This is a genomic window from Bradyrhizobium sp. UFLA05-125 (assembly GCF_059803515.1).
The window spans coordinates 544,662-566,011 of record NZ_JBANBJ010000001.1 but is presented as its reverse complement, the minus strand read 5'-3'; the positions used below and the strand labels follow the sequence as shown (position 1 = coordinate 566,011).

General features: G+C 61.7%; 18 protein-coding genes. 8 read left to right on the top strand and 10 right to left on the bottom strand.

The features are described 5' to 3' along the window. Positions 1-279 precede the first annotated feature (279 nt). Positions 280-963 (bottom strand): response regulator, encoded by a 684-nt coding sequence (locus SO156_RS02785; protein ID WP_458150543.1) that lies wholly within the window; start codon positions 961-963, stop codon positions 280-282. Next, positions 960-2,492 (bottom strand): sensor histidine kinase, encoded by a 1,533-nt coding sequence (locus tag SO156_RS02780; RefSeq protein ID WP_498533744.1) that lies wholly within the window; start codon positions 2,490-2,492, stop codon positions 960-962. The genes SO156_RS02785 and SO156_RS02780 overlap by 4 nt, the downstream gene beginning before the upstream one ends. 603 nt (positions 2,493-3,095) lie before the next feature. Here SO156_RS02780 and SO156_RS02775 point away from each other — a divergent pair. The 4 genes from SO156_RS02775 to SO156_RS02760 all read left to right on the top strand — a co-directional run bounded on the left by SO156_RS02775 (position 3,096) and on the right by SO156_RS02760 (position 7,138). Beyond that, a complete protein-coding gene (locus SO156_RS02775) occupies positions 3,096-3,446 on the top strand; it encodes a hypothetical protein (protein WP_498533743.1) in 351 nt (116 codons plus the stop codon). A 306-nt stretch (positions 3,447-3,752) separates the two neighbouring features. After that, positions 3,753-4,847, top strand: a complete 1,095-nt coding sequence (locus SO156_RS02770; protein ID WP_498533742.1) for a serine hydrolase domain-containing protein — start codon at positions 3,753-3,755, stop codon at positions 4,845-4,847. 116 nt (positions 4,848-4,963) lie between these two features. After that, complete coding sequence (locus SO156_RS02765) at positions 4,964-6,220, top strand: tetratricopeptide repeat protein (protein ID WP_498533741.1); 1,257 nt, start codon at positions 4,964-4,966, stop codon at positions 6,218-6,220. A 165-nt stretch (positions 6,221-6,385) separates the two neighbouring features. After that, positions 6,386-7,138: a hotdog family protein gene (locus tag SO156_RS02760; RefSeq protein ID WP_498533740.1), complete on the top strand. Its 753-nt coding sequence runs from the start codon at positions 6,386-6,388 to the stop codon at positions 7,136-7,138. 470 nt (positions 7,139-7,608) lie between these two features. On the opposite strand, the gene SO156_RS02755 is transcribed toward SO156_RS02760, so the two are convergent. The 5 genes from SO156_RS02755 to SO156_RS02735 form a co-directional block, all read right to left on the bottom strand. After that, entirely contained in the window at positions 7,609-9,285 is a 1,677-nt protein-coding gene (locus tag SO156_RS02755) for an arylsulfatase (protein ID WP_498533739.1), read from the bottom strand. Continuing rightward, on the bottom strand, positions 9,282-10,229 hold the full coding sequence (locus SO156_RS02750) for a formylglycine-generating enzyme family protein (RefSeq protein WP_498533738.1): 948 nt from the start codon (positions 10,227-10,229) through the stop codon (positions 9,282-9,284). Before SO156_RS02750 ends, SO156_RS02755 begins: the two co-directional genes overlap by 4 nt. Before the next feature lie 186 nt (positions 10,230-10,415). Continuing rightward, positions 10,416-10,835, bottom strand: coding sequence for a response regulator (locus SO156_RS02745; protein WP_458150552.1), 420 nt, complete (start codon positions 10,833-10,835; stop codon positions 10,416-10,418). Between the two features lie 132 nt (positions 10,836-10,967). Continuing rightward, the gene (locus SO156_RS02740) at positions 10,968-11,597 is read right to left on the bottom strand and encodes a response regulator (protein ID WP_498533737.1); all 630 of its coding nucleotides are present in this window, start codon (positions 11,595-11,597) and stop codon (positions 10,968-10,970) included. Next, positions 11,594-13,165, bottom strand: coding sequence for a sensor histidine kinase (locus SO156_RS02735; RefSeq protein WP_458150553.1), 1,572 nt, complete (start codon positions 13,163-13,165; stop codon positions 11,594-11,596). Before SO156_RS02735 ends, SO156_RS02740 begins: the two co-directional genes overlap by 4 nt. A 984-nt stretch (positions 13,166-14,149) precedes the next feature. On the opposite strand from SO156_RS02735, the gene SO156_RS02730 reads away from it, so the two are divergent. Together SO156_RS02730 and SO156_RS02725 are read left to right on the top strand one after the other, a co-directional pair. Beyond that, entirely contained in the window at positions 14,150-14,440 is a 291-nt protein-coding gene (locus SO156_RS02730; RefSeq protein WP_458150554.1) for a hypothetical protein, read from the top strand. Between the two features lie 46 nt (positions 14,441-14,486). Then, positions 14,487-16,991, top strand: coding sequence for an arylsulfatase (locus tag SO156_RS02725; protein WP_498533736.1), 2,505 nt, complete (start codon positions 14,487-14,489; stop codon positions 16,989-16,991). Positions 16,992-17,164: 173 nt separating this feature from the next. Here SO156_RS02725 and SO156_RS02720 read toward each other — a convergent pair whose 3' ends face one another. The 3 genes from SO156_RS02720 to SO156_RS02710 form a co-directional block, all read right to left on the bottom strand. Further along, a complete protein-coding gene (locus SO156_RS02720; protein ID WP_498533735.1) occupies positions 17,165-19,027 on the bottom strand; it encodes an ABC-F family ATP-binding cassette domain-containing protein in 1,863 nt (620 codons plus the stop codon). 75 nt (positions 19,028-19,102) lie between these two features. Beyond that, entirely contained in the window at positions 19,103-19,285 is a 183-nt protein-coding gene (locus tag SO156_RS02715; protein WP_458150557.1) for a hypothetical protein, read from the bottom strand. A gap of 221 nt (positions 19,286-19,506) precedes the next feature. Further along, positions 19,507-19,758 (bottom strand): sulfur globule protein precursor, encoded by a 252-nt coding sequence (locus SO156_RS02710; RefSeq protein ID WP_498533734.1) that lies wholly within the window; start codon positions 19,756-19,758, stop codon positions 19,507-19,509. Positions 19,759-20,051: 293 nt separating this feature from the next. On the opposite strand from SO156_RS02710, the gene ndk reads away from it, so the two are divergent. Together ndk and SO156_RS02700 are read left to right on the top strand one after the other, a co-directional pair. Then, complete coding sequence (gene ndk, locus SO156_RS02705; protein WP_027522612.1) at positions 20,052-20,474, top strand: nucleoside-diphosphate kinase; 423 nt, start codon at positions 20,052-20,054, stop codon at positions 20,472-20,474. Between the two features lie 15 nt (positions 20,475-20,489). Beyond that, positions 20,490-21,350 (top strand): TerC family protein, encoded by an 861-nt coding sequence (locus tag SO156_RS02700; RefSeq protein ID WP_458150559.1) that lies wholly within the window; start codon positions 20,490-20,492, stop codon positions 21,348-21,350.

The window sequence follows — 21,350 nt, the reverse complement described above, 5'->3', positions numbered from 1 at the left end:
GCTGGTTGCAGCGCGCGATCGAATTAATGTCACCACATTGATCCGAGAGTTGTCTCGGTTCAATGGAAACATTGTCATCGGTGCAATTTAGCAGAGAGCGTCTCCGGGACGGGGCCGCTCCGGGTGCGGTCCGCACGGGCATAGCCAACCTTCAGTGCGCGACTGCTTCTCCAGCTTGGAGACTTCCGGAAAAGGAGGCATTTACGGATCTTGCGTGGCGTCTCTCATCAGTCGGATGAGCCTGGGAGCGGCCATCCAGGGACCGAATGCCATCGGCTGTCAGGCAGACCGGAAATTGTCCTCGTGCTCGCGTTCCTCAACTCGCGTTATCAATCCGCTTCGCAGCCCAAAAAGCACGAGCTCAACATCGGAAGAAACGCTGAGCTTCGACTTGATGGCATAATGGTAGTTCGAGACGGTCTTCGGACTGAGATTGAATGCGGCGGCAATGTCCTCGCCCGACCGGCCGGCGAGCAACATGCGCAGGATTTCGAATTCACGTGGCGACAAACTATCAATGGCACTTGCATCATCCTGCAAGCTGTTCCTCGCAAGGGCTTCACTGATCTCGGGGCAGATTGCAACGCGGCCGGCAGCCGCGTCACGTACCGCGCTAACGAGCAACTCGGGCGGGCTGCTCTTTGTAACGAAGCCCTTCGCACCGGCCCTGAAGGCCTGGAGAGCGAATGTCGCGCTCAAATGCATGGTGAAAACGAGCAGGCGGGCTGCTGGGTCCCACTGACGTATCTGGCGAATGGCATCAATACCGCCGCGACCTGGCAGCGACACGTCCATCACCACGACATCGGGACTTTTGCTCTTATAGGCTTGATAGGCTGCCGCCGCATCGGCGGCCTCGGCAACGACGGTAATGCCTTCGTGCTTCTCGAGAAGCCGACGGTATCCCTCACGCACAACCGCGTGGTCATCGACAAGCAGGACGCTGATGCTTCGCGGCGTCATGATGCTGTCCCCCGGATATCGGTAACAGGAATGATGGCACTAAGGATGAGGCCCTTCTCTGGCCTCGACATGACTTTCATCTGCCCGCCCAGCGCGAGTGTTCTCTCGCGAATCCCGATCAGCCCGAGGCCAAAACCAGTCTCTTTCCTGATCTCAGGCACTAATCCAGCACCATCGTCTTCAACCGTTGCCTCGACCGAGCCGGCGCCAGACGGTGGCGTACCACCTCGGGCAAGATCGATGCGCACCACGGCACGCACGTTGGCCGCCTGCGCGTGTTTCGCCGCGTTTGTGAGACCTTCCTGAACGATATAAAAGACGTGAACGGTAATCGCCGGGGGGAGCGCATCGAGGTCCCCGTGCGTTTCAAGAAAAAATCGGGTCTTCCCGCAACCGCGGCGATTGTGATCGCCGATTAATCCCTCGAGGCTCGTGAGCAGGCCGACGTCGTCGATCTCCTGCAGTCTCAACTCCTGCACGGTCCTGCGAAGCCCCTTCATGATATTGCCAGCGGTTTCCGTCAGGGCCTGAGCTTCGGCAACAAGAGGTGGACAATCGGTCGTGGCTGTGAACTTGATCGAAGCTGCCGTCGCACTCATGGCACTGAGGCTCTGGGCCAGCTCGTCATGAAGTACCCTTGCGAGGTGACGCCTTTCCTGCTCCCGCGCTTCCACCAGACGTCGCGCAAGCTCGGCGCGCTCCGAGGTCGCGACTTCCAGGGTGTTCGCGAGGTCGTTGAAGACGCTGCTTATGCTCTGCAACTCGGCAAGACGGAAGGGCGGGAGGCGGCACTTCAGATCGCCCGCAGCTAATCTGTTGAGGCCGCTGACGACATCTCTCGTCGGCCGCAGCGCGCGCTCGACGACGAAATACACCAGGATGCCAAGTGCGCCAATTGTCGCTGCGGAGAGGCCGAGCATCCGCGAGATCTCGGACCAGGCGCGCGCCGTCACGGCTGACGGGTTCGTGCTGACGACGACCGAGCCAAAGACAAGACTTTGGTATCCGATGGGACGCTCGTAGGTCATGCGACTGCCGACTGCCCACCGATAGATGGCCGAAAACCAGGCAGGCGCCTCGTCCACCTGACTGCGGAAACCCAGACAGCTGGAGACGACATCCTTGCCGGCTTCATGGAGCCGCACGCACTGACCGGGGCTCATCACCTGGTCGAGAAAGCCATCCAGCTGACGAAAGCGGACTTGCAGATCAAAGCGCCTTCCGAAGAACGTCCGCACGTCGCCATGGAAGAACGCAAGCGGCATTTCGACGAACCTGCCAACAGCATCGGCTACAGCCCGATTGGCCTTCGACGTCTCCTCTGCTGCTCGGTAGACGGAGATCGCCGCTCCGCCAAGAAAACAGAGTAGCGCAACAGCCGCTACTTGCCTCAATAGCGACCACTTGAGATCGATGACCGGCCGGCGCCGAAGAATCCTCATCTTCCGCATGGCGAGGGGCCCGTAGCAATTTCGGCAGATTACAGCATCCAGCTGCCGCTCGGTACTGTTTGGTTCGATGTCGGGCAAATTTCCCAGGACCTCGCATGGAGTCCGCCGTTTGCCCGGTTGACGGTCTATCGGATGCTGCGCTCGCGGCCTTATGAAGTGCTGGCGAATTGAACCAGGTCAATTTGGAAGTCGTGGTGCAAATATCTCTGCCATCCAGGAGGGATGTCATCATGAGAAATCTATTTGTAATCACAATTGCCGTCGTCTCCATCGGAGGCACTTGGACCAACAAAGCGGGCGCGTGCAACTTGGACCGTCCGACTTTCGAACTCATGGGCTTCCCGATCTCCCCGCACCAGGTAGCGGTATTGGGGGCGGCCCATGTTGAGGAGAGCCCAGCCACGTCGCAGCTCATGTTCGCTGGTATGCCCGCTTCTCCTCACCAGATTGCGGTTCTCACGTCGCGCTCGAAATCCCCCAAATTGGCTCAGGCCACGGTTGGTATTCGAGAACCGGCCACCGTTGGCTTGGCGCCACCTGGCTTGCCGATAGGGGCGACTGGCGCGGGGCTTTGTACCGCCGACTGAACGCTTGAGAGATCGACCAGCACTTCAAGACCGCTCGATGAGTCTTCCATTGTGAGTCTTCCATTGCGCCAGACCAGATTACGGAGGCGAAGACATGCTGGCGATGAGGCGGGCGACTGTTGCGATCTGTCTGCTGCTGCTTACCACCGCAGCGCTTGCGCGAGACGACGGCCGCTACGCGAAATCCCCGCTGAAACCTTGGTTCGAGAGCCTGGAAAGCGAATTCGGGAAGTGCTGCGAGGACTCCGACGCCTACGTGGTCTCCGAGCCGGATTGGGAGTCCGATCACGGACGATATCGCGTTCGCATTGATGGCGAATGGGTTCTGGTGCCAGACGGCGCTCTCATCACGCAACCCAACCTCGCCGGACGGACGATGGTCTGGAAGCACTACATCGACGGCCATCCCCGTGTCCGCTGTTTCATACCGGGCAGCATGGGCTGATGGGTCCACCAACGCGAAAACGCGGTTCTCTCCGGCAGGCCGCATTTTGACCCATCTGCGAAGTCGTGCTCTTGATGGAAGAGCTGCGCTGATGCAGCGCAACACGCGGAGGCGGCGATGAACAGGGCAACAGGGCTGATTTCGATCATCGCGGTGGTTATGCTCGCGACCTTCGGCATCACAAGTGCGCAAGAAGGCGCCAAGCGCGCCGCCGCCGGACCGGTCTTGTCGAACACCGGTCATGATGCGGCCGCTTACGGCGCTGACGAGGGATATCCCCTTGGCACATTGTCGACTGGCGCAGAGATGCGGCATCTCGTGGCGACCTATAGCCATTTTGACGAACTGACACCGGCGCGCGTCGTTGCGCGTGCAGCCACATCCTGGCCGTTTCAGCGCGCCACCGAGCCCGAGATTTACTACAGCTTCGACGGCGAGCGCCGCACGATCGCGGATTATCTTGCCCGGCAGCCGACGACCGGACTGCTGATCGCCAGGGACGACACTATTCTGTACGAACATTATCAATACGCGCGATCGGACCGCGATCGCTTTCTCTCCCAGTCGATGGCGAAAACCATTACTGCGATGCTGATCGGCATCGCTGTGGCCGACGGTGTCATCAAGTCGATCGACGACGACGTCGCGACCTATGTCACCGCACTCGCAGGTACTGAGTACGGTAAGACGCCGATCCGTGCGCTGTTACACATGTCCTCTGGTGTCAGCTTCGAAGAGCGGTACGATGGGCAGGACGATATTGCGCGCCTCGGGCGCGATCTGTTCGGCCGGCCCGGCAAGGCCCCCGTGGTCAGCATCGCGCAGTTCAATACCCGCATTGCGCCGCCTGATACGCGATGGCACTATGCCAGTTCCGAGACCGAAATCCTTGGCCTCATCTTGCGCTCGGTGACCGGCACTCCAGTCGCAGATTACCTCAGTCAGAAGATATGGCAGCGGATCGGCACCGAAGCCGATGCCTCGTGGGCGATTGACGGTACCGGCCAAGAGGTGACCTTTTGCTGCTTTAACGCCGTGTTGCGCGACTACGCCCGTTTTGGACGCCTGCTGGCGCATGACGGCGTGTGGAATGGGCGCGAGGTCATTCCACACCAATGGCTGATCGATGCGACGACGGTGAGTTCAGCCGACGTCCATCTCGCACCTGGTGTGGCCACGAAGTACTACGGCTATGGCTATCAGGTCTGGCTACTGCCCGGCGGCGAACGCCGGTTCGTGTTGCTCGGCATCCGCGGCCAGATGATCTTTGTGGATCCCGGGACCAAGCTGGTGATGGTACATACAGCGGTGCGTCCCGAAGCGGTCGATCGGAATGCGTCAGCAGAGACCGTAGCACTATGGCTGGCCGCGGTGGACCAGCTTGGTCGCACCGCGCGATAGGCGTCCCATTTCGTGGGGCCCACAGCGGACATCGGTTGCCGATGGCAAATGGCCTGCCGTTGGGGATAAAGTCACGTCAGACGTTCGCGCCGGAGCGCCTGGCGGAGGAGAACAGCATGGCAGCGCGCGGATCAGGTGGACTGCTCCTTTGCGTGGCGCTCCTGCTCGCCATGCCGGCGCGGGCCGCTGCGCCGGTCGATCGGGACGGGTGCGCCGCCAGCGCCGACAAGCCCGATGTCGGAGGCGCGGCATGCAGCCGCGTCATCGACGATATGAGCGAGCCGGTGGCCGAACGCGTCAGGGCGTTCAAGAATCGGGGGCGCGGCTCGTTCAACAGGAAGGACTACGACCGAGCGATCGCCGACTACGGCGAGGCCATCAAGCTCAGCCCGAAGGACGCCTGGGCCTTTGCGCACCGATGCGAGGCTCACGAGAGCAAAGAGGACCACGACGCGGCCATCGCGGATTGCACCGCGGCGATCAAGATCGATCCGAAATATGGCAGGGCCTACAACGATCGTGGCGTCGCCTATTACGGTCTGCACGACTACGACGCGGCGCTGGCTGACCACGCCGAGGCGATCAGGCTCGATCCCAAAGAGGCGTGGGCCTATGCCCGTCGCGGCATGGCCTGGACGGAAAAGGGCGAATTCGACCAGGCCGTCGCCGATCTCACCAAGGCGGTGACCATCGATCCGAAATCCGCCTTTGATTTGGGCCAACGGGGTCAAGCGCTCTTCAGGAAGAGGTTGATCACGAAAAAAGGTGGATGGGAGCCCGCGATCGCGGACTACGGCGAGGCCATCAAGCTCGATCCAAATCTGGTTTGGCTGTACAGCTCGCGTGGCGTCGCCTACAGCAACAATTTCCAATACGATCTGGCCATTCCGGATTGCAGCGAGGTCATCAAGCGCGAACCCAACAATTCCGGCGGGTACAACTGTCTCGGCGTCGCCTACGAAGGTTTGAAACAATATAGCCGTGCGATCGCCGCCTATAATCAGTCCATCAGCATCAATCCAAGGAACGGCGTGGCGTATTGGAATCGCGGCAATGCCAATGTGGGGCTGCGCAAGATCGGTGACGCGATCGCCGATTATGACCGGGCGATCGCGATCAACCCGAAAGACTTCAACGCTTTCAACTCCCGCGGCAAAGCCTATGTCGTAAAGGGCGACCGCAACCAGGCGATTGCGGATTACACGCAGGCGATCCAGCTCAATCCGTCCTATGTCGAAGCCTACGACAATCGCGGCCTCACCTATGAAGCGCAGCAGCGCCGCACTGATGCAATCGCCGATTTCCGCAAGGCGCAGTCGATCAACCCGGCCGACCAGGTCAGCAAGCAACAGCTCCGCATGTTCGATTTCTGATAGCGGGGCAAGCAACGCTCTCCGGCAGGTCGTAGACGAACCGACGCCGGTCATGGGATGGACAACCGGGGAGATTTGAACCTTCGGCCGGCCTTCATGGACCTACGTCTGGGATAATAGCCTGTGTCCGAGGGGGAGGGCGCGGTCCGGGAAAGTGGGGATGCCATGCAGACGATGACGATCCCGCGTCGCTTTCGTGGTCCGCCGAATTCCGGCAACGGCGGCTATGTCTGTGGGATGCTGGCGCGCCAAATCGCCGGTGCCGCGGAAGTAACATTGCGCGCTCCACCGCCCTTGGAGACAGAGCTTGATTGTGTTGAGGTCGAGACGGGGGCATGGGAGCTTCGCCAGGGCACGGCGACGATAGCGATCGGCCGGGCCGTAACGCTGGACGTCAGCCGCATTGAGAGGGCGACCTACGCCGAGGCGGTTGAGGCGGAGAAACGAACCCCGGTCAAGCCGCACGAGCATTTTCTGCCGATGTGCTTCGTTTGCGGGCCTGACCGGGCGCCGGGCGACGGGCTGAGGCTTTTCGCAGGACCACTGGTCCGACAAAACGGCGGCGGGGCCTTTGCTGTACCCTGGACGCCCGACGCTTCTCTCACCGCCGCCGATGGCCTGGTTGCGCCCGAGTTCGTGTGGTCTGCACTGGATTGTCCGACCGGCTACGTATCCCAGTGCGACTCCGAAACCGGGAACTTCGGCGTCTTGCCGATCCTGCTCGGGCGCCTTTCCGTGCGCATCGACGGCCGACCACGTCCGGGCGAGCGATGCGTGGTGACGTCCTGGAAAATTGGCAGCGAGGGCCGCCGTCTCATCGCCGAAGCTGCGCTGTTCGGTGAAGAGGAGAACCTGCTCGCGGTCGGCCGTGCCATCTGGATTGTCGTTGATCGGCAGGTACAGCTTGGAAGGACATAGAGAGCCGGGGCTGCCGGAGGCTGGACCGCGGAAGGCGGAGGAATACATGCGCGCGGTACTCTGCAATGGCTTCGATGGAATCGGCGCATTGAGCCTCGGTGAGGCGGTTGAACCTCGACCCGCGGCCGATGAAGTCTTGATCGACGTACATGCGGCCTGCCTCAGCTTCGCGGATTACCTGATGATTTGCGGTGGCTATCAGAAGCGGCCGGCTCTCCCTTGGGTACCGGGAATGGACGCTGCATATAGTCGCCCCAGTATCGGAGCAAGGGATCAGCTTCCTCGAGCTTCCGCTTGAGCTTGCTCTCGCTGATGGCCAGGAGCTCGCATCCATTTCTGGTGTAGGCCGATGCTGCGTGCTGCGCCGGGTCGCTTGCTGCACGCTGGCGGTCATGGCGATCTCCCGTCGACCGGATTCCCGTGGGAGCGCCGGCCGGCCTAACGCGGGTCGGCGCTCTGTTTTGCGGCTTTCAACCGCCGTGCGCACTCTCCAACTGGCTCATGATCTGATCGACGCTGAAGCTTGACGGCTTTTGCCGTGGCGGGAAGTCTTTGAATGTCGCGACAAACTGCGCCACGAACGCTTGCGCGGGGACAAACAGGAATGCCCGCTGCATCGTCCAGTCGTAGTAGGTATTTGAGGTGATATCCGCGCGCTCGTAGGGATCCGTTCGCAAGTTGAACAGCTTGGGCAACCGCCGGCAGACAAAGGGTTCTCCCCAAAGATCGAGGGTACCGGGCGTCTTCTGTTCGCAGAACACGACCTTCCAGTTCTGATAGCGTATCGCAACGAGCTCGGCGTCGTCGTTGATATAGAAGAACTCCTTGCGCTCGGATTTGTCCTGCTGGCCAGTGAGGAACGGCAACTGATTGTAGCCGTCGAGATGGACCTTGAACGTCTTGCCCATCGAGCCGTAGCCGGTCAGCAATTTGCTCTTTATGTCAGGCTCGCCGGCCGCGGCCAGCAACGTCGGGAACCAGTCGAGTGCGGCGAAGATTTCATTGCTGACCTGTCCCGGCTTGATGCGGCCTGGCCAGCGGATCATCGCAGGAACGCGGTAGGCGCCTTCCCAATTGGTGTTCTTCTCACTGCGGAACGGCGTCATCCCGCCGTCGGGCCACGAGTTCATGTGTACGCCGTTGTCCGTCCCATAGATCACGATGGTATTGTTGGCGATGCCGAGATCGTCCAGTGTGTTGAGCAGGCTCCCGACGTCCCCGTCGTGTTCGAGCATACCGTCGATGTATTCACTCAGACCGCTGCGTCCCCTGTATTCCGGCCGCACATGCGTGTAGAGATGCATGCGCGTGGCATTCCACCAGCAGAAGAACGGTTTGTTGGCCTGTACCTGCCGCTTGATGAAGTCGATCGCGGCGTTGGTCGTCTCGTCGTCGACCGTTTCCATTCGTTTCTTGGAAAGCGGGCCAGTGTCCTCGATGGTCTGCGTGCCGACCTTGCCGAACCGCGGATCGATGGTTGGGTCGTCGCGATCGGTGGCCTTGCATTTGAGCACGCCGCGCGGCCCGAATTTGGCCTTGAACGAGGGGTCCTTCGGATAGTCCTCGCGCTCAGGCTCTTCCTCGGCGTTGAGATGATAGAGGTTGCCGAAGAATTCATCGAAGCCGTGCATCGTTGGCAGGAATTCGTTGCGATCGCCGAGGTGGTTCTTGCCAAACTGGCCGGTGGCGTAGCCCATCGGTTTGAGCGCCACGGCAATGGTGATATCCTCGGAACGCAGGCCGAGGGCCGCGCCGGGCAGGCCAACCTTGGTCATTCCGGTGCGCAGACCGGACTGGCCCGTGATAAACGATGCGCGTCCCGCGGTGCAGCTCTGTTCGGCGTAGTAGTCGGTGAACATCAAGCCTTCATGGGCGATACGGTCGATGTTCGGCGTCCTATATCCCATCAGGCCGAACGAATAGGCGCTGACGTTGGCTAATCCGACATCGTCACCCCAGATGACGAGGATATTCGGCCGCTGTCCGGACGGGGCGGGTTGTTGCGCTTGTGCCTCGCCCACCTGGATCCGCCCGGCAGCTGCAAGCGCGGAGGTCGCTGCAAGCGCGGTGCTACCCAGCAGAATGCGGCGTCGATTCAGGGGGGCATCCTTCATTTTGATTGCGTCTTGATCGCTATTCGCACTCATGCTTCGCTCCTTTCGCGGATGACACAACGAAATCCGACATGGGTCGTGGAGGTATCGACCGGCTCAGCGTGGCGAGCGGCCGGGCGGTAGCGGCGGCAGTAGTTCGGCGCGCACAAGTGCGAGCCGCCTTTCAACACCTTCCGCGGAATCTTGATATTGGGCTGGCAGGGATCGTAGCTCTGCTGTTGACACCCACCGTGTGGGTTCTCTGGAATGCAACAGGCCTTCGGCGCATCGGCTTCGTGCCTTGGTGTGTACCAGTCGCCGGTCCATTCCCAGACATTGCCGATCATGTCGTAGAGGCCATAGGCGTTGGGCGGGAAAGCGATGACCGGCGAGGTGAATGCGAAGCCATCATCGCCGCGGTTCTGATGCGGGAAGCTGCCCTGCCAGGTGTTGGCCATGTGCTTGCCCCCCGGCGTGAGCTCGTCGCCCCAGGCGAACTCCGCGCCATCCAGGCCCCCTCGCGCAGCGAATTCCCATTCAGCCTCCGTTGGTAGGTCTTTGCTGGCCCATTGCGCATAAGCGAGCGCATCGGAGTAGGCGACGTGCACCACAGGATGATCGTCGAGATTGGCGATACTGCTCTTCGGACCGTAAGGGTGGCGCCAATCGGCACCTTTCATGAAGGTCCACCATTGGCTCCAGTCGTGGAGGTCAACCGGTCGCGGGGGAGGCACAAAAACCAGCGAGCCGGCATAGAGCATATGGGGCAATGCGCCCGGATAGTCCTTCGGATCGGGCGGGATTTCAGCAAACGTGACGTGGCCCGTCGCTTTGGCAAACGCCTTGAACTGACGATTCGTAACCGGCGTACAATCGATCCAGAACGGATCGATTGCGACGCGGTGCACAGGAGCTTCCTCCGGATAGTGCCGGTTCGAACCCATCCTGAACGTGCCACCGGGGATAAAGGTCATGCCCTTGTGGTCAGTCGTCAGCATCGGCGTTGTGCTCGCATCTCGAAGTGCCGGCTCCGGTGACGGGCAACGGGGTTCGTGCGCGGTCATCCCCGCGAGACCACGGAGTCGCGACCCCTGCAAAAGGGGATTGATCATTCGCCGTGCCTCTCGGTCTGCTCCACCGCCTTATCGGCAGCCCTCTTTTGTCGGCTTGGATGTCTTTTGCTCTCAGTCACTTTTCAGCCCGCCGCCAAGCACGGCACGCGCCGAAGACGAAATGTATTGGCCGCCTGCGAGAACCGTTTCGACCGCATCGGCCAACTCGTCGCCCGCATCGGATTTCACGACGTAGCCGCGCGCGCCTTCGGCGAGCGCTCGCCTGATGATGGCCGGCTCATCCAGAACGGTCGCGAAAATGATTGGAATCTGCGGATGCAGCTCCAGAATGCGGCGCGCCGCTGCCAATCCGCTGATGCCCGGCATTGCGACATCGCTGATGATGAGATCGGGAATATCGAGCTTCACGGCCGCGATCAGGGCCTGCCCGTTTGGAACGATGTCGATGGCATATCGAAAATCGAGCAAAGCTTGCAGGTGTCGAGCCATGTCGGGATGATCCTCTGCCAAGATGACACGTACTTGCCGCATGTTCGTCTCGGCTTGTGGCAATCGGCTTGAGTGCGCGTGAGGCTACGCGTTCAGTCAGACGGACACATCGGGGAAAGCCGAGGCGGGGGATGTGGAAATCACGGGGTGGTCGATCCGGATTTCCCGGTCATCTCACTCGGGAATGAGCCTTTGTTTGATGGCAAATTTTACCAAATCGGCGGTGCTCTTGACGCCGAGTGCGGCAAGCAGCTGGCTCTTGTGATCTTCCACTGTCCTCACGGAAATCCCAAGCTGGGCCGCGATTTCTTTCATGCGCTTGCCCTGCGCGATCAGCCGCAGCACTTCCAGCTGGCGTGAGGAGAGCGAGAGCCCACCGCCATCGGCGGAGCGTGACATCGTCTGCAGCACGTCCTTGGTGATGTGTGGCGTCAGATAGATACGGTCGGCCATCACCGCTCGGATCGCGTCGAGCAATTCCTCTCCGGCGGCTGCCTTGAGAAGGTAACCGCATGCGCCGTCGCGTATCGCCTGCGTCGCGAGCTGCGGTTCGGTATGAACCGTCAGGAAAATGAAGCGGGTCTGCGACCCTCCTGCCTTGAGCTGGCGAAGAGCCTCCAGTCCGCTCATGACTGGCATGGTGACATCGGACACGACGATGTCGGGTTTCAATCTCCGCACGGCCTCGACGAGCTGTTTTCCGTCTCCGACTTGCGCAACGAGGTCGGCGACTTCGCTGATCAACCGGCCCAGCCCTTCCGCGACCATCACATGGTCGTCTGCGAGAATCACGCGCGGTTTCAATGCGATCCTCCGGCTGGAATGCAAATGGTGGCAACGGTGCCTGCCTTCGGTGCCGACTTGATCTCGAACGTGCCGCCCAGCATCCTCACACGCTCGCGCATGCTCAGGAGCCCGAGACCGCACTGGCTGCCGGAGGCGTCAGCGTCGAAACCGTCCCCGTCGTCGGCAATCTTCATCACGATTTGACCGTCCTCGCGGGCGACCGAAATACGCCCGGTACGGGCATGGGCATGCTTCGCGATGTTGCGCAGTGCTTCCTGTGCAACCCTGTACAAGCACAGCTTGACGTCGTCCCTTACCTCCGTGCAGCCTTCGGCTACATCGAGATCGATGGATGTGTTCGAGCCACGGGCGATCTCTTCGCAGCGTTCGCGCAACGCTTCTGGCAAGCCGGCATGTTCGAGCACGCCTTGATGCAGACCATGCGAGAGGTCGCGCATATCTTCCGCCAGATCGACTGTCAGCCGCTGTAGCCGTGTCAGTTCGGCTTTGGTCGGCTCTTGCGAGCTCGGGAGGTGGCGTCTCAGACTGCTCAATCCGATTGACAGTGAGGCGACGCGCTGGCCGACATCATCGTGCAATTCTCGTGCAATTCGCCGACGCTCTTCGTCTTGCGCATGAATCAGCCGGCCGGCAAGGTACCGCAGCTGCTCGTAGCTGGTTCGCAGCGCGTTCTCCTTCGAGCGATTGTCCTGCTCCGCCGCCCAGCGACGCGACCGCTGCACGATGAGGGCGGCTATGAGGAGCGACTGGAGGACGATGAGGGAGCCGGCTCCGATGATGTAGCGATGATAGAGCTCCCAAACGCCGGGTTCCTTGAAGAGAACCACCGAGCCCGGCGGAAGATTGCTTTCGCTCAGGCCCCAACGCTGCATGGCCTGATAGTCCACGCGATAGGCCGCTTCGGCGCTGGTTCGTGGGGGAATCGTGTCCGGGGCCTTGCCCGCAAGAATTTCGAGCGCGATGTCGCCAGCGGTGCGGCCCATTGCTTCGTAGCTCTCGCTGAACCCGCCGACAAAGCCTCTCACCGGATAGGGATAGGGTGCATAAATCGGGGCCGACGAAGACTTGATGAGCTGGGCGGCGACCTCGGATGGCATCAGTGCCCTCCCGCCGCCGTCGCGAAACATCGAAAGGAGAATGACGATCGCGTCGCCAGGGATCTGGGCGACCTTGGCGATGACTTCATCGTAGCGTAGATCGAACAGATAGGTTGTCTCAACCTTGTGATCTCGCGCCTCGACTACCCTTCGAGCGATCGGTTGCCATCGGCGGTCGACAAGCCCGCTTCCTGCGATGATGAAGAGGCGACGCGCGTCCGGTTGGAGACGCTCGGCCAGAGCGATGGTCCCATTCAAATTCGCGTCGAGGTCGACAATGTGGCCGGTCACGTCAGACGGCGGCTTTGCAGCGGAGTAGCCCTGCTGCGAGACGCCGAGAAAGACAACGGGAACATGAGGAGCGAAATCGTCCCGGTGCTTTATGACGAAGGGGAGGGCATCGCCGCCGATGAGCATCACGACGTCGGGCCGCCGCTGTATGTATCTGTCCCGAAGAAAGTCGGCCATCAGGGACTCGTGACCCGGCTCGGCAAAACGTGCGAGGTCGAGATATTCGGCGTCGAGCTCGATCTTCTGCGGCGAACGCTCCAGAAGACGGCCTCGCGCTCCATCCGAAGCCATGGACGTAGCTGGAAATGTATAATTGTACGAATGCAGGATCAGAATGTGCTTCGCCGCCTCGTCCGCGTGGCTTGGCGATCCAAGGCCCAGCAAGCCGCACAAGAGGAGTCTCGTCGTTCTGTGGCGCCTCATTGAGGCACGCAGGCGCGAGAGACCGAGAATCTTGGCCCAGCACATCGAGAAACCTTGGCTTTCGTCGATCCAGGAAAACTATCGACTACCGCGGGCGTTGAGATGTGCAGTTCGTGCCACACACCAATTTGTCGCGGTCAAGGAGGGACTTAGCGATCTTCCTCGATAAGCGCTCCAAACCAGGTGTCGCATTTGATCTAAGTCAAAAGTGCCGCGTGCCGCGCGTGCAGATGAGCTCATGACCTCTTGAGTCGGAAATCTGGCGCTCTCAGACCGTCCCGATGAAGGCGAAAGCACATTTCGATAGGGCACGCGTCGTCGCGCGAGAGCAACGGGCAAAGTCGTGGGAATTGCGTGCTGCAACGAGCTTGGCGACGCTCTTGCGCGATCAAGGTCAGCAGGATGCCGCTCGCGAAGTGCTCGCTCCAGCTTATGGTTGTTTAGCGAGGCTTCGAAACGCTCGACCTGAAAAGAGCCGAGGCATTGCTCCGTGAGCTCGCATGACGTCTTATCCGCTCAACCGACTTTGCTGACGAGCGCGCCCCGCGATTCGTTGGACGCTTTTACACTTCGACCGCACGCGGATCACCATTGATCTAGATCAAAGCTAACGTGAGACACGCTGTCACCAGTGTCCAAGTTCCAGCCTTTTACGCCCAGGCGGTGGATCCGATTCCGAGAACTCAAGCCTTCGATAATGCCATCAAAGGCGGCGTCTTATGGGACGGGAGGCGTGTCGTGAGTAAGTCTCGATATCTGCTATTCCTAACTTTCCTTGTCGTCGTCGGCGTGCTGTCGGGCGGTGAGCGTTGGCTATCCGCGGCCTGGGCCGCTGGCGAGACGCCCAAGGACATGCTTGCTGCCCAAATCCGCAGCCAAGGGATGGCTTGCGACAGGGCGCTCCGCGCCACGCGAGACGCCAAGCGGTCAGGCCCGGATCATGAGGTATGGGTTCTGAAATGCCAAAACGCGACCTACAGGATCGCGCGATATCCCGACATGGCAGCCAAGGTAGAGCAGTTGCGATAGCGCCATCTGCATCCCTGATGCAGGCGTAGCAGCAAGGGAGATGGTCATGAAAATATCGGCGCTGTTACTCTCGACCGCGATAGTGTGCGTGTTCACGACTGTGCCGGCCGCAGCGCAACAGACCGCGGGTACTGCAGGTTCGCCCGCTGCCACCACAACGATCGACGGTCGCTACCTTCCGCCACCGCCACAGCGGTTCGAAGGCGAGATCGGTCTCAACGCGGCGCAATCGAAACCAGCGTGGCCCGCGCGTGTAGTGCCACCCAAGGGCGCGCCGAACGTTCTCTTGATCCTGACCGATGACGTTGGCTTTGGAGCGCCGTCGACCTTCGGCGGTGTTATTCCGACGCCGACGCTCGACCGCGTCGCCGCCAACGGGCTGCGTTACACCAACGTTCACACAACGGCACTGTGCTCGCCAACGCGCGCGGCGCTCATCACAGGTCGCAACCATCACTCAGCCGGCTTCGGCGTGGTCACGGAGCAGTCCACCGGTTTCCCCGGCTACGACAGCATCATCAAGAAGGATACTTCGACGATCGGCCGGATACTCCAGGAAAACGGTTATCGCACGTCGTGGTTCGGCAAGAACCACAACACGCCCGACTGGACCGCGAGCCAAGCGGGCCCATTTGACCAATGGCCGAGCGGCATGGGTTTTGAGTATTTCTATGGCTTCGTCGGTGGCGATACCAGCCAGTGGCAGCCAAACCTGTTCCGCAACACCACCGCGATTTCCCCTAATGTCGGTCATCCAGGCTGGAACCTGACCACCGCGATGGCGGATGATGCCATTCACTGGCTAGCCCAGTTGAATGATATCAACCCGTCCCTGCCATTCTTCGTCTATTACTGCCCAGGAGGCACGCACGCGCCACACCAGCCCACGCCGGAGTGGATCAAGAAAATCAGCGATATGCACCTTTTCGATAAAGGCTGGAATGCGCTGCGTGACGAGATTTTTGCCAACCAGAAGAGGCTCGGCGTCATCCCGCAGGATGCCAAGCTGACACCGTGGCCCGACAATTTGCTCAAGAAGTGGGACGCGCTGGGTGATGATGAGAAGAAGCTTTTCATCCGGCAAGCGGACGTCTATGGGGCCTATCTCGCTTACACCGACCATGAAATCGGCCGCGTCATCCAGGCCGTGGAGGACATGGGCAAGCTCGACAACACGCTCATCATCTTCATCAGCGGCGACAACGGCGCTTCTGCCGAAGGAACGCCCCTCGGCACACCGAGCGAGGTTATGTCGTTCAACGGTGTCCAAGTGCCCGTAGCCGATCAGATGAAATGGTACGACGTCTGGGGGTCCGACCAGACCTATGCACACATGGCCGTTGGTTGGACTTGGGCGTTTGATACCCCGTTCAAGTGGACGAAACAGATCCCATCCTTCTTTGGAGGCACGCGCAACGGCGTGGCGATCTCCTGGCCGGGGCATATCACTGACAAGGGCGGCATCCGCAATCAGTTCGGTCACGTGATCGACATCGTGCCGACGCTGCTGGAAGCGACCGGCATTCCCGCGCCGGTCATGGTCGATGGCATCGCGCAGAAGCCGATCGAGGGCGTGAGTATGGCTTACACGTTCGACAAGGCCAACGCAGACGCGCCGTCGCGGCATCACACCCAGTATTTCGAGATGTTCGGCGTGCAGGGGCTGTACAATGACGGCTGGATGCTCAGCGCCGTTCCGCTTCGCGCACCGTGGGAACTGGTAGGAAAGGCAATCCTGGATCCCGCGAGCGCCTACAAGTTCGAGCTGTATGACGTCCGGCACGATTGGACGCAATCGACCGATGTCGCCGCCGCCAATCCTGGCAAGGTGCGCGAGATGACCGACCTGATGTTTGCCGAGTTTGCCAAGTATCAGGTGCTGCCGCTTGATGCCTCAGTAGCAACGCGCCTGGTTGCTCCGCGACCCAACGCGGCGGCCGGCCGGCGTCTCTTCACCTACTCGGGCGAGACCGTGACCGGCATTCCCCATGGGGACGCGCCGAGCCTGCTCAACACGTCCTGTACCATCACTGCCGATATCGACGTCCCGCAGGGTGGGGCTGAGGGCATGATCCAAACCAACGGTGGGCGTTTCGGCGGGTATGGTCTGTACCTGTTGAAGGGCAAGCCCGTATTCGTCTGGAATCTGCTTGACCTCAAACGGATCCGCTGGGAAAGCCCGGACGCTCTGTCGCCCGGCAAGCACACCATCGAGTTCGATTTCAAGTATGATGGTCTGGGCTTTGCGACGCTCGCGTTCAACGACATGAGTGGCCTTGGCCGCGGCGGCACGGGCGCACTGAAAGTCGACGGCAAAGTGGTGGCGACGCAGGCCATGGATCGTACAGTGCCATTGATCCTGCAATGGGACGAGACGTTTGACATCGGGGCAGACACCGGCACGCCGGTGGATGATTACGATTACAAGGTCCCGTTTGCGTTCACCGGCAAGATCGACAAGCTGACCATCGCGCTCGATGAGCCGAAGCTCTCGCCGGACGATGTGCAGAAACTGGAGGCTGCATACCGCGCCGCGCAGGACGCGAACTAGCGCCCGGGCACTCGGACAATCCCATCTCGGCTTCGCCGAAGCGGCGATTTCGGCCCTTCGGCGTAGCCAAAGCCCAGTGCGTTCGCTTAAGGTATGATAGCACCTCTACTTTGCATGGGGTTGTTTTTCAGTTTTTGATGTGAGCCTGCCGCGGCAGCCCCCGCAGGCAGCCTCTAACCCGCCGCCTCATCATACTGCGCACTCGCCTCGAGCCATTGCTCTTCGGCGCGCGCGAGCGCGTCGGCGGCGTTGGCGCGTGCTTTGGAGAGCTGTGCGGCCTGCTTGGGATCGCGGGTGAAGATGTCGGGCAGGGCGAGTGCGGTGTCGATCTTGGCGATGATCTCGCTGACGCGGGCAATCTCGGCCTCGGCCTCTGCGATGCGCTTCTTGAGCGGGCCGCGATTGTCCGATCGTGCGCGCTGCGGTTTCTCGGCTGGCGCGCTGCGCTCGCGCGGGTCATTGTCCGCGCTTGCCGCCGACAGCACCACACGCCGGTAGTCGTCGAGGTCGCCGTCGTAGTTGGTCACCGTGCGGTCGGCGACCAGCCAGAGCCGCTCGGCGCAGGCCTCGATCAGATAGCGGTCGTGCGAGACCATGATGACGGCGCCGGGAAAGTCGTTGATCGCTTCCGCAAGCGCAGCGCGGCTGTCGATGTCGAGATGGTTGGTCGGCTCGTCCAGGATGATCATGTTGGGACCGAAGAAGGTCGCTAAGCCCAGCAGCAGCCGCGCCTTCTCGCCGCCCGACAGCTTGCCGGCCTTGGTGTCGGCCGCCTTGCCGGAAAAGCCGATCGCGCCGGCGCGCGCCCGCACCTTGGCCTCGGGCGCATCGCCCATCAGCTTGCGGACATGGTCGTAGGCGGACGCATCCTCGTTCAGCTCGTCGAGCTGGTGCTGCGCGAAATAGGCGATCGACAGTTTGTCGGCGCGCGTGACCCTGCCGGAGAACGGCGCGAGCTTGCCTGCGAGCAGTTTCACCAGCGTCGACTTGCCGTTGCCGTTGGCGCCGAGCAGCGCGATGCGGTCGTCATTGTCGATGCGCAGGGTGACGCGGCTCAGCACGGGTGTCGTCGGATCATAGCCGACCGAGACGTTGTCGACGGCGATGATCGGCGGCGACAGCGTCTTCTCCGGCGGCGGGAAGCTGATCTCGTGCACGTCCTGCGTCACCAGGGCTGTGATCGGTTTCAGCCGCTCCAGCATTTTGACGCGCGATTGGGCCTGGCGGGCCTTTGAGGCTTTGGCCTTGAAGCGGTCGACGAAGGCTTGCAGGCGCGCGCGCTCGGCCTCCTGGCGCTTGACCTGTTTTGCGTCGAGCAGTTCGCGGGCGGCGCGCTGCTCCTCGAACGACGAATAGGTGCCGCGATAGAGAGTGAGCTTGCCGCGGTCCAGGTGCAGGATCTGGTCGACCGAGCTTTCCAGCAGGTCGCGGTCGTGGCTGATCACGATCACGGTGCGCGGATAGTGGGCGAGGTGATCCTCCAGCCACAGCGTACCTTCGAGGTCGAGATAGTTGGTGGGCTCGTCGAGCAGCAGCAGGTCGGGCGCTGCAAACAGCGTCGCGGCGAGGGCCACGCGCATCCGCCAACCGCCGGAGAACTCCGAGCAGGCGCGCAACTGGTTCGCGGCGGAGAAGCCGAGGCCCGAGAGGATCGCAGCCGCGCGGGCAGGGGCCGAATGCGCATCGATGTCGACGAGGCGGGTCTGGATCTCCGCGATGCGATGCGGGTCGTGCGCGGTTTCGGCCTCGCGCAGCAGCGCGTCGCGCTCGAGATCGGCCTTGAGCACGACCTCGATCAGGCTTTCCGGGCCGTCGGGCGCTTCCTGCGCGAGGCTGCCGATGTGCCAGCGCGGCGGCAGCGCGACCGCGCCATGCTCGGCGGCGAGCTCGCCGCGGATGACCTTGAACAGTGTCGACTTGCCGGTGCCATTGCGCCCGACAAGACCGACGCGCGAACCAGGCGTGATCTGCACGGAGCTCTCGTCGATCAGGAGGCGTCCGGCGAGGCGGATCGAAAGGTCGGTGATGGTGAGCATGCGGCCTTGTCACCGCAGCGCGCGGCAAACGCAACCCCGTTGTTGCCCCTAATTCTGGGATCTAGTTCTTGGGCTCTAGTTGTTGGGATCGCCGTCGCGATCCCGCTTGCGCAGCTCGTTCACGAGGTGCTCGAGATATGTCGGAAGCCGCGGCTCGGGCCGAAGGCTCTGCTGGAGCCGTTCGCCGATGGCGTCGCAGATCGATCGGCTGGTCCGCCGGTCCATCTGTTCGCTGTCATTGGCGGATTGCCGAGGCATCACGGGTTCCATCGTAAGAAGCAAGGACACCCTACCAAGTCACTGACCGCGAAATAGTTTCGGGCCCCGATGGGACCGCCTTCCATTCTAGTAAAGACTGTATGAAAGCGGCGATGTGCTACCCAAGGTAAAAGCCCCGGCGGCGGGGGACGCCGGGACTTCTTCTGGTCGTTCTCTTGGTTCGTTCTCTTGGTTCGTTCTCTTGGAAGGTGCTGACGGGCTCAGTAGCAGCGGTTCACCAGCCGCCAGCGGGGTCCCCAGGGGGTCGGGACCAGCTGGCGCACATAGCACCCGCCATAGCCGTAGGAGACGGGGCCGCCGACATAGAAGCGCGGTGCGCCCCAGCCGTAGCCGTGCCAGCCGCCATGCCAGCCACCCCAGCCGCCATGCCAGTGGGCGGAGGCAGAGGTCGGAGCCAGCGCGGCACCCAGCGCGACCGCGGCGACTGCAGCAAGCGAAAGTTTCCTGAACATGTGATCTCCTCAAAACTGCCGGCGCGGGCCTGCGCGTCGATGGAATGGCCGCCGAAACGCCTGTTGAAAGGCAGAACGCGTCTCGATGGCCCCGACCTTAGGCCCGCGATCCTGAACCGGGGCCTGAACGGAGGTTGCAGATTGGGTTCATCTCGGTGAAATAATTGTAATTCCACAGCTCGGTCTCCCGCGGCGATCAGCCCGTGAAGCCCTTTAGCCGGTCGCTTGCCGTTCGCCGAGAGCGCCGATATAAGCCCGGCAACTCCAAATCACCCCCTCTCAAGGATAGAACCATGGCGATTGAACGCACCTTCTCGATCATCAAGCCCGACGCGACCGAGCGTAACCTGACCGGCGCTGTCAACGCCGTGATCGAGAAGGCCGGCCTGCGCATCGTCGCCCAGAAGCGCATCCGCATGACCAAGGGCCAGGCCGAGACCTTCTATGCCGTGCACAAGGCCCGCCCGTTCTTCGGCGAGCTCGTCGAGTTCATGACCTCCGGCCCCGTGGTCGTCCAGGTGCTGGAAGGCGAGGGCGCGATCGCCAAGTACCGCGAGGCGATGGGCGCGACCGACCCGTCGAAGGCGGCTGACGGCACTATCCGCAAGCTCTACGCCAAGTCGATCGGCGAGAACTCGGTGCATGGCTCCGACGCCCCCGAAACGGCCGTGATCGAGATCGCCCAGTTCTTCTCGGGCAACGAGATCGTCGGCTGATCGGAAGGACGCATTGTGAACTGGCTCTGGCAGATCTTCGACCCCGGCACGCTCGGGTCGTTCTTCACCCAGTTCCGCAATGAAATGGCCGAACCGGCCTTCTGGGTCGCGGTCGGCAAGATCATCTGGATCAACATCCTGCTCTCCGGCGACAACGCGCTGGTGATCGCGCTTGCATGCCGTGGGCTGAAGCCGCGGCATCGGCTATGGGGTATGGTGCTCGGTGCGGGGGCGGCGGTGCTGCTGCGCATCGTGTTCACCGGCATCGTCGCGAGCCTGATGGCGCTGCCATACCTCAAGCTGGTCGGCGGTCTCGCTTTGATCGTGATCGCCGCCAAGCTTTTGGTGCCGGAAAGCGAGGACGAGGACGACGTCGCCTCGGCCTCGCATCTGTGGCAGGCGGTGCAGATCGTCGTTGTCGCCGACATCATCATGAGTCTCGACAACGTCATCGCGGTCGCGGCTGCCGCAAACGGCAGCGTGCCGCTTCTGGTGCTCGGTCTTGCCGTCAGCGTGCCGCTGATCGTCGCCGGCGCTGCGCTGATCATGGCGCTGCTGTCAAAACTGCCGATCCTGGTCTGGGCCGGCGCGGCGTTGCTCGGCTGGATCGCCGGCGAGGTGATCGCGACCGATCCGGGCGTCGAGCCGAAGCTGCATGCGCTGTCCGACGGTCCGTTCGGCGCATCGCTGGATTCGCTGCTCGCAGGCTTGCGCATCCCGCCGCAATTTGCCCATGGCGGGGCGGGCGCCGAGTATCTCAGCTGCGTGCTCGGCGTCATCGTCGTGCTGGTCGTCGGCTATATCTGGCGCCGGCGCAGCATGCATGTTGCCGCGCTCGAGGCCTCCGAGCGCCACGCCAAAGTGTCGGCGGAATAA

Excerpts from the sequence above, each read along its gene's own strand:
- SO156_RS02785 (WP_458150543.1), bottom strand. The coding sequence starts at position 963 with ATGACGCCGCGAAGCATCAGCGTCCTGCTTGTCGATGACCACGCGGTT.
- SO156_RS02775 (WP_498533743.1), top strand. The coding sequence starts at position 3,096 with ATGCTGGCGATGAGGCGGGCGACTGTTGCGATCTGTCTGCTGCTGCTT.
- SO156_RS02770 (WP_498533742.1), top strand. The coding sequence starts at position 3,753 with ATGCGGCATCTCGTGGCGACCTATAGCCATTTTGACGAACTGACACCG.
- SO156_RS02765 (WP_498533741.1), top strand. The coding sequence starts at position 4,964 with ATGGCAGCGCGCGGATCAGGTGGACTGCTCCTTTGCGTGGCGCTCCTG.
- SO156_RS02760 (WP_498533740.1), top strand. The coding sequence starts at position 6,386 with ATGCAGACGATGACGATCCCGCGTCGCTTTCGTGGTCCGCCGAATTCC.
- SO156_RS02755 (WP_498533739.1), bottom strand. The coding sequence starts at position 9,285 with ATGAGTGCGAATAGCGATCAAGACGCAATCAAAATGAAGGATGCCCCC.
- SO156_RS02750 (WP_498533738.1), bottom strand. The coding sequence starts at position 10,229 with ATGCTGACGACTGACCACAAGGGCATGACCTTTATCCCCGGTGGCACG.
- SO156_RS02745 (WP_458150552.1), bottom strand. The coding sequence starts at position 10,835 with ATGCGGCAAGTACGTGTCATCTTGGCAGAGGATCATCCCGACATGGCT.
- SO156_RS02735 (WP_458150553.1), bottom strand. The coding sequence starts at position 13,165 with ATGGCCGACTTTCTTCGGGACAGATACATACAGCGGCGGCCCGACGTC.
- SO156_RS02725 (WP_498533736.1), top strand. The coding sequence starts at position 14,487 with ATGAAAATATCGGCGCTGTTACTCTCGACCGCGATAGTGTGCGTGTTC.
- SO156_RS02720 (WP_498533735.1), bottom strand. The coding sequence starts at position 19,027 with ATGCTCACCATCACCGACCTTTCGATCCGCCTCGCCGGACGCCTCCTG.
- SO156_RS02715 (WP_458150557.1), bottom strand. The coding sequence starts at position 19,285 with ATGCCTCGGCAATCCGCCAATGACAGCGAACAGATGGACCGGCGGACC.
- SO156_RS02710 (WP_498533734.1), bottom strand. The coding sequence starts at position 19,758 with ATGTTCAGGAAACTTTCGCTTGCTGCAGTCGCCGCGGTCGCGCTGGGT.
- ndk (WP_027522612.1), top strand. The coding sequence starts at position 20,052 with ATGGCGATTGAACGCACCTTCTCGATCATCAAGCCCGACGCGACCGAG.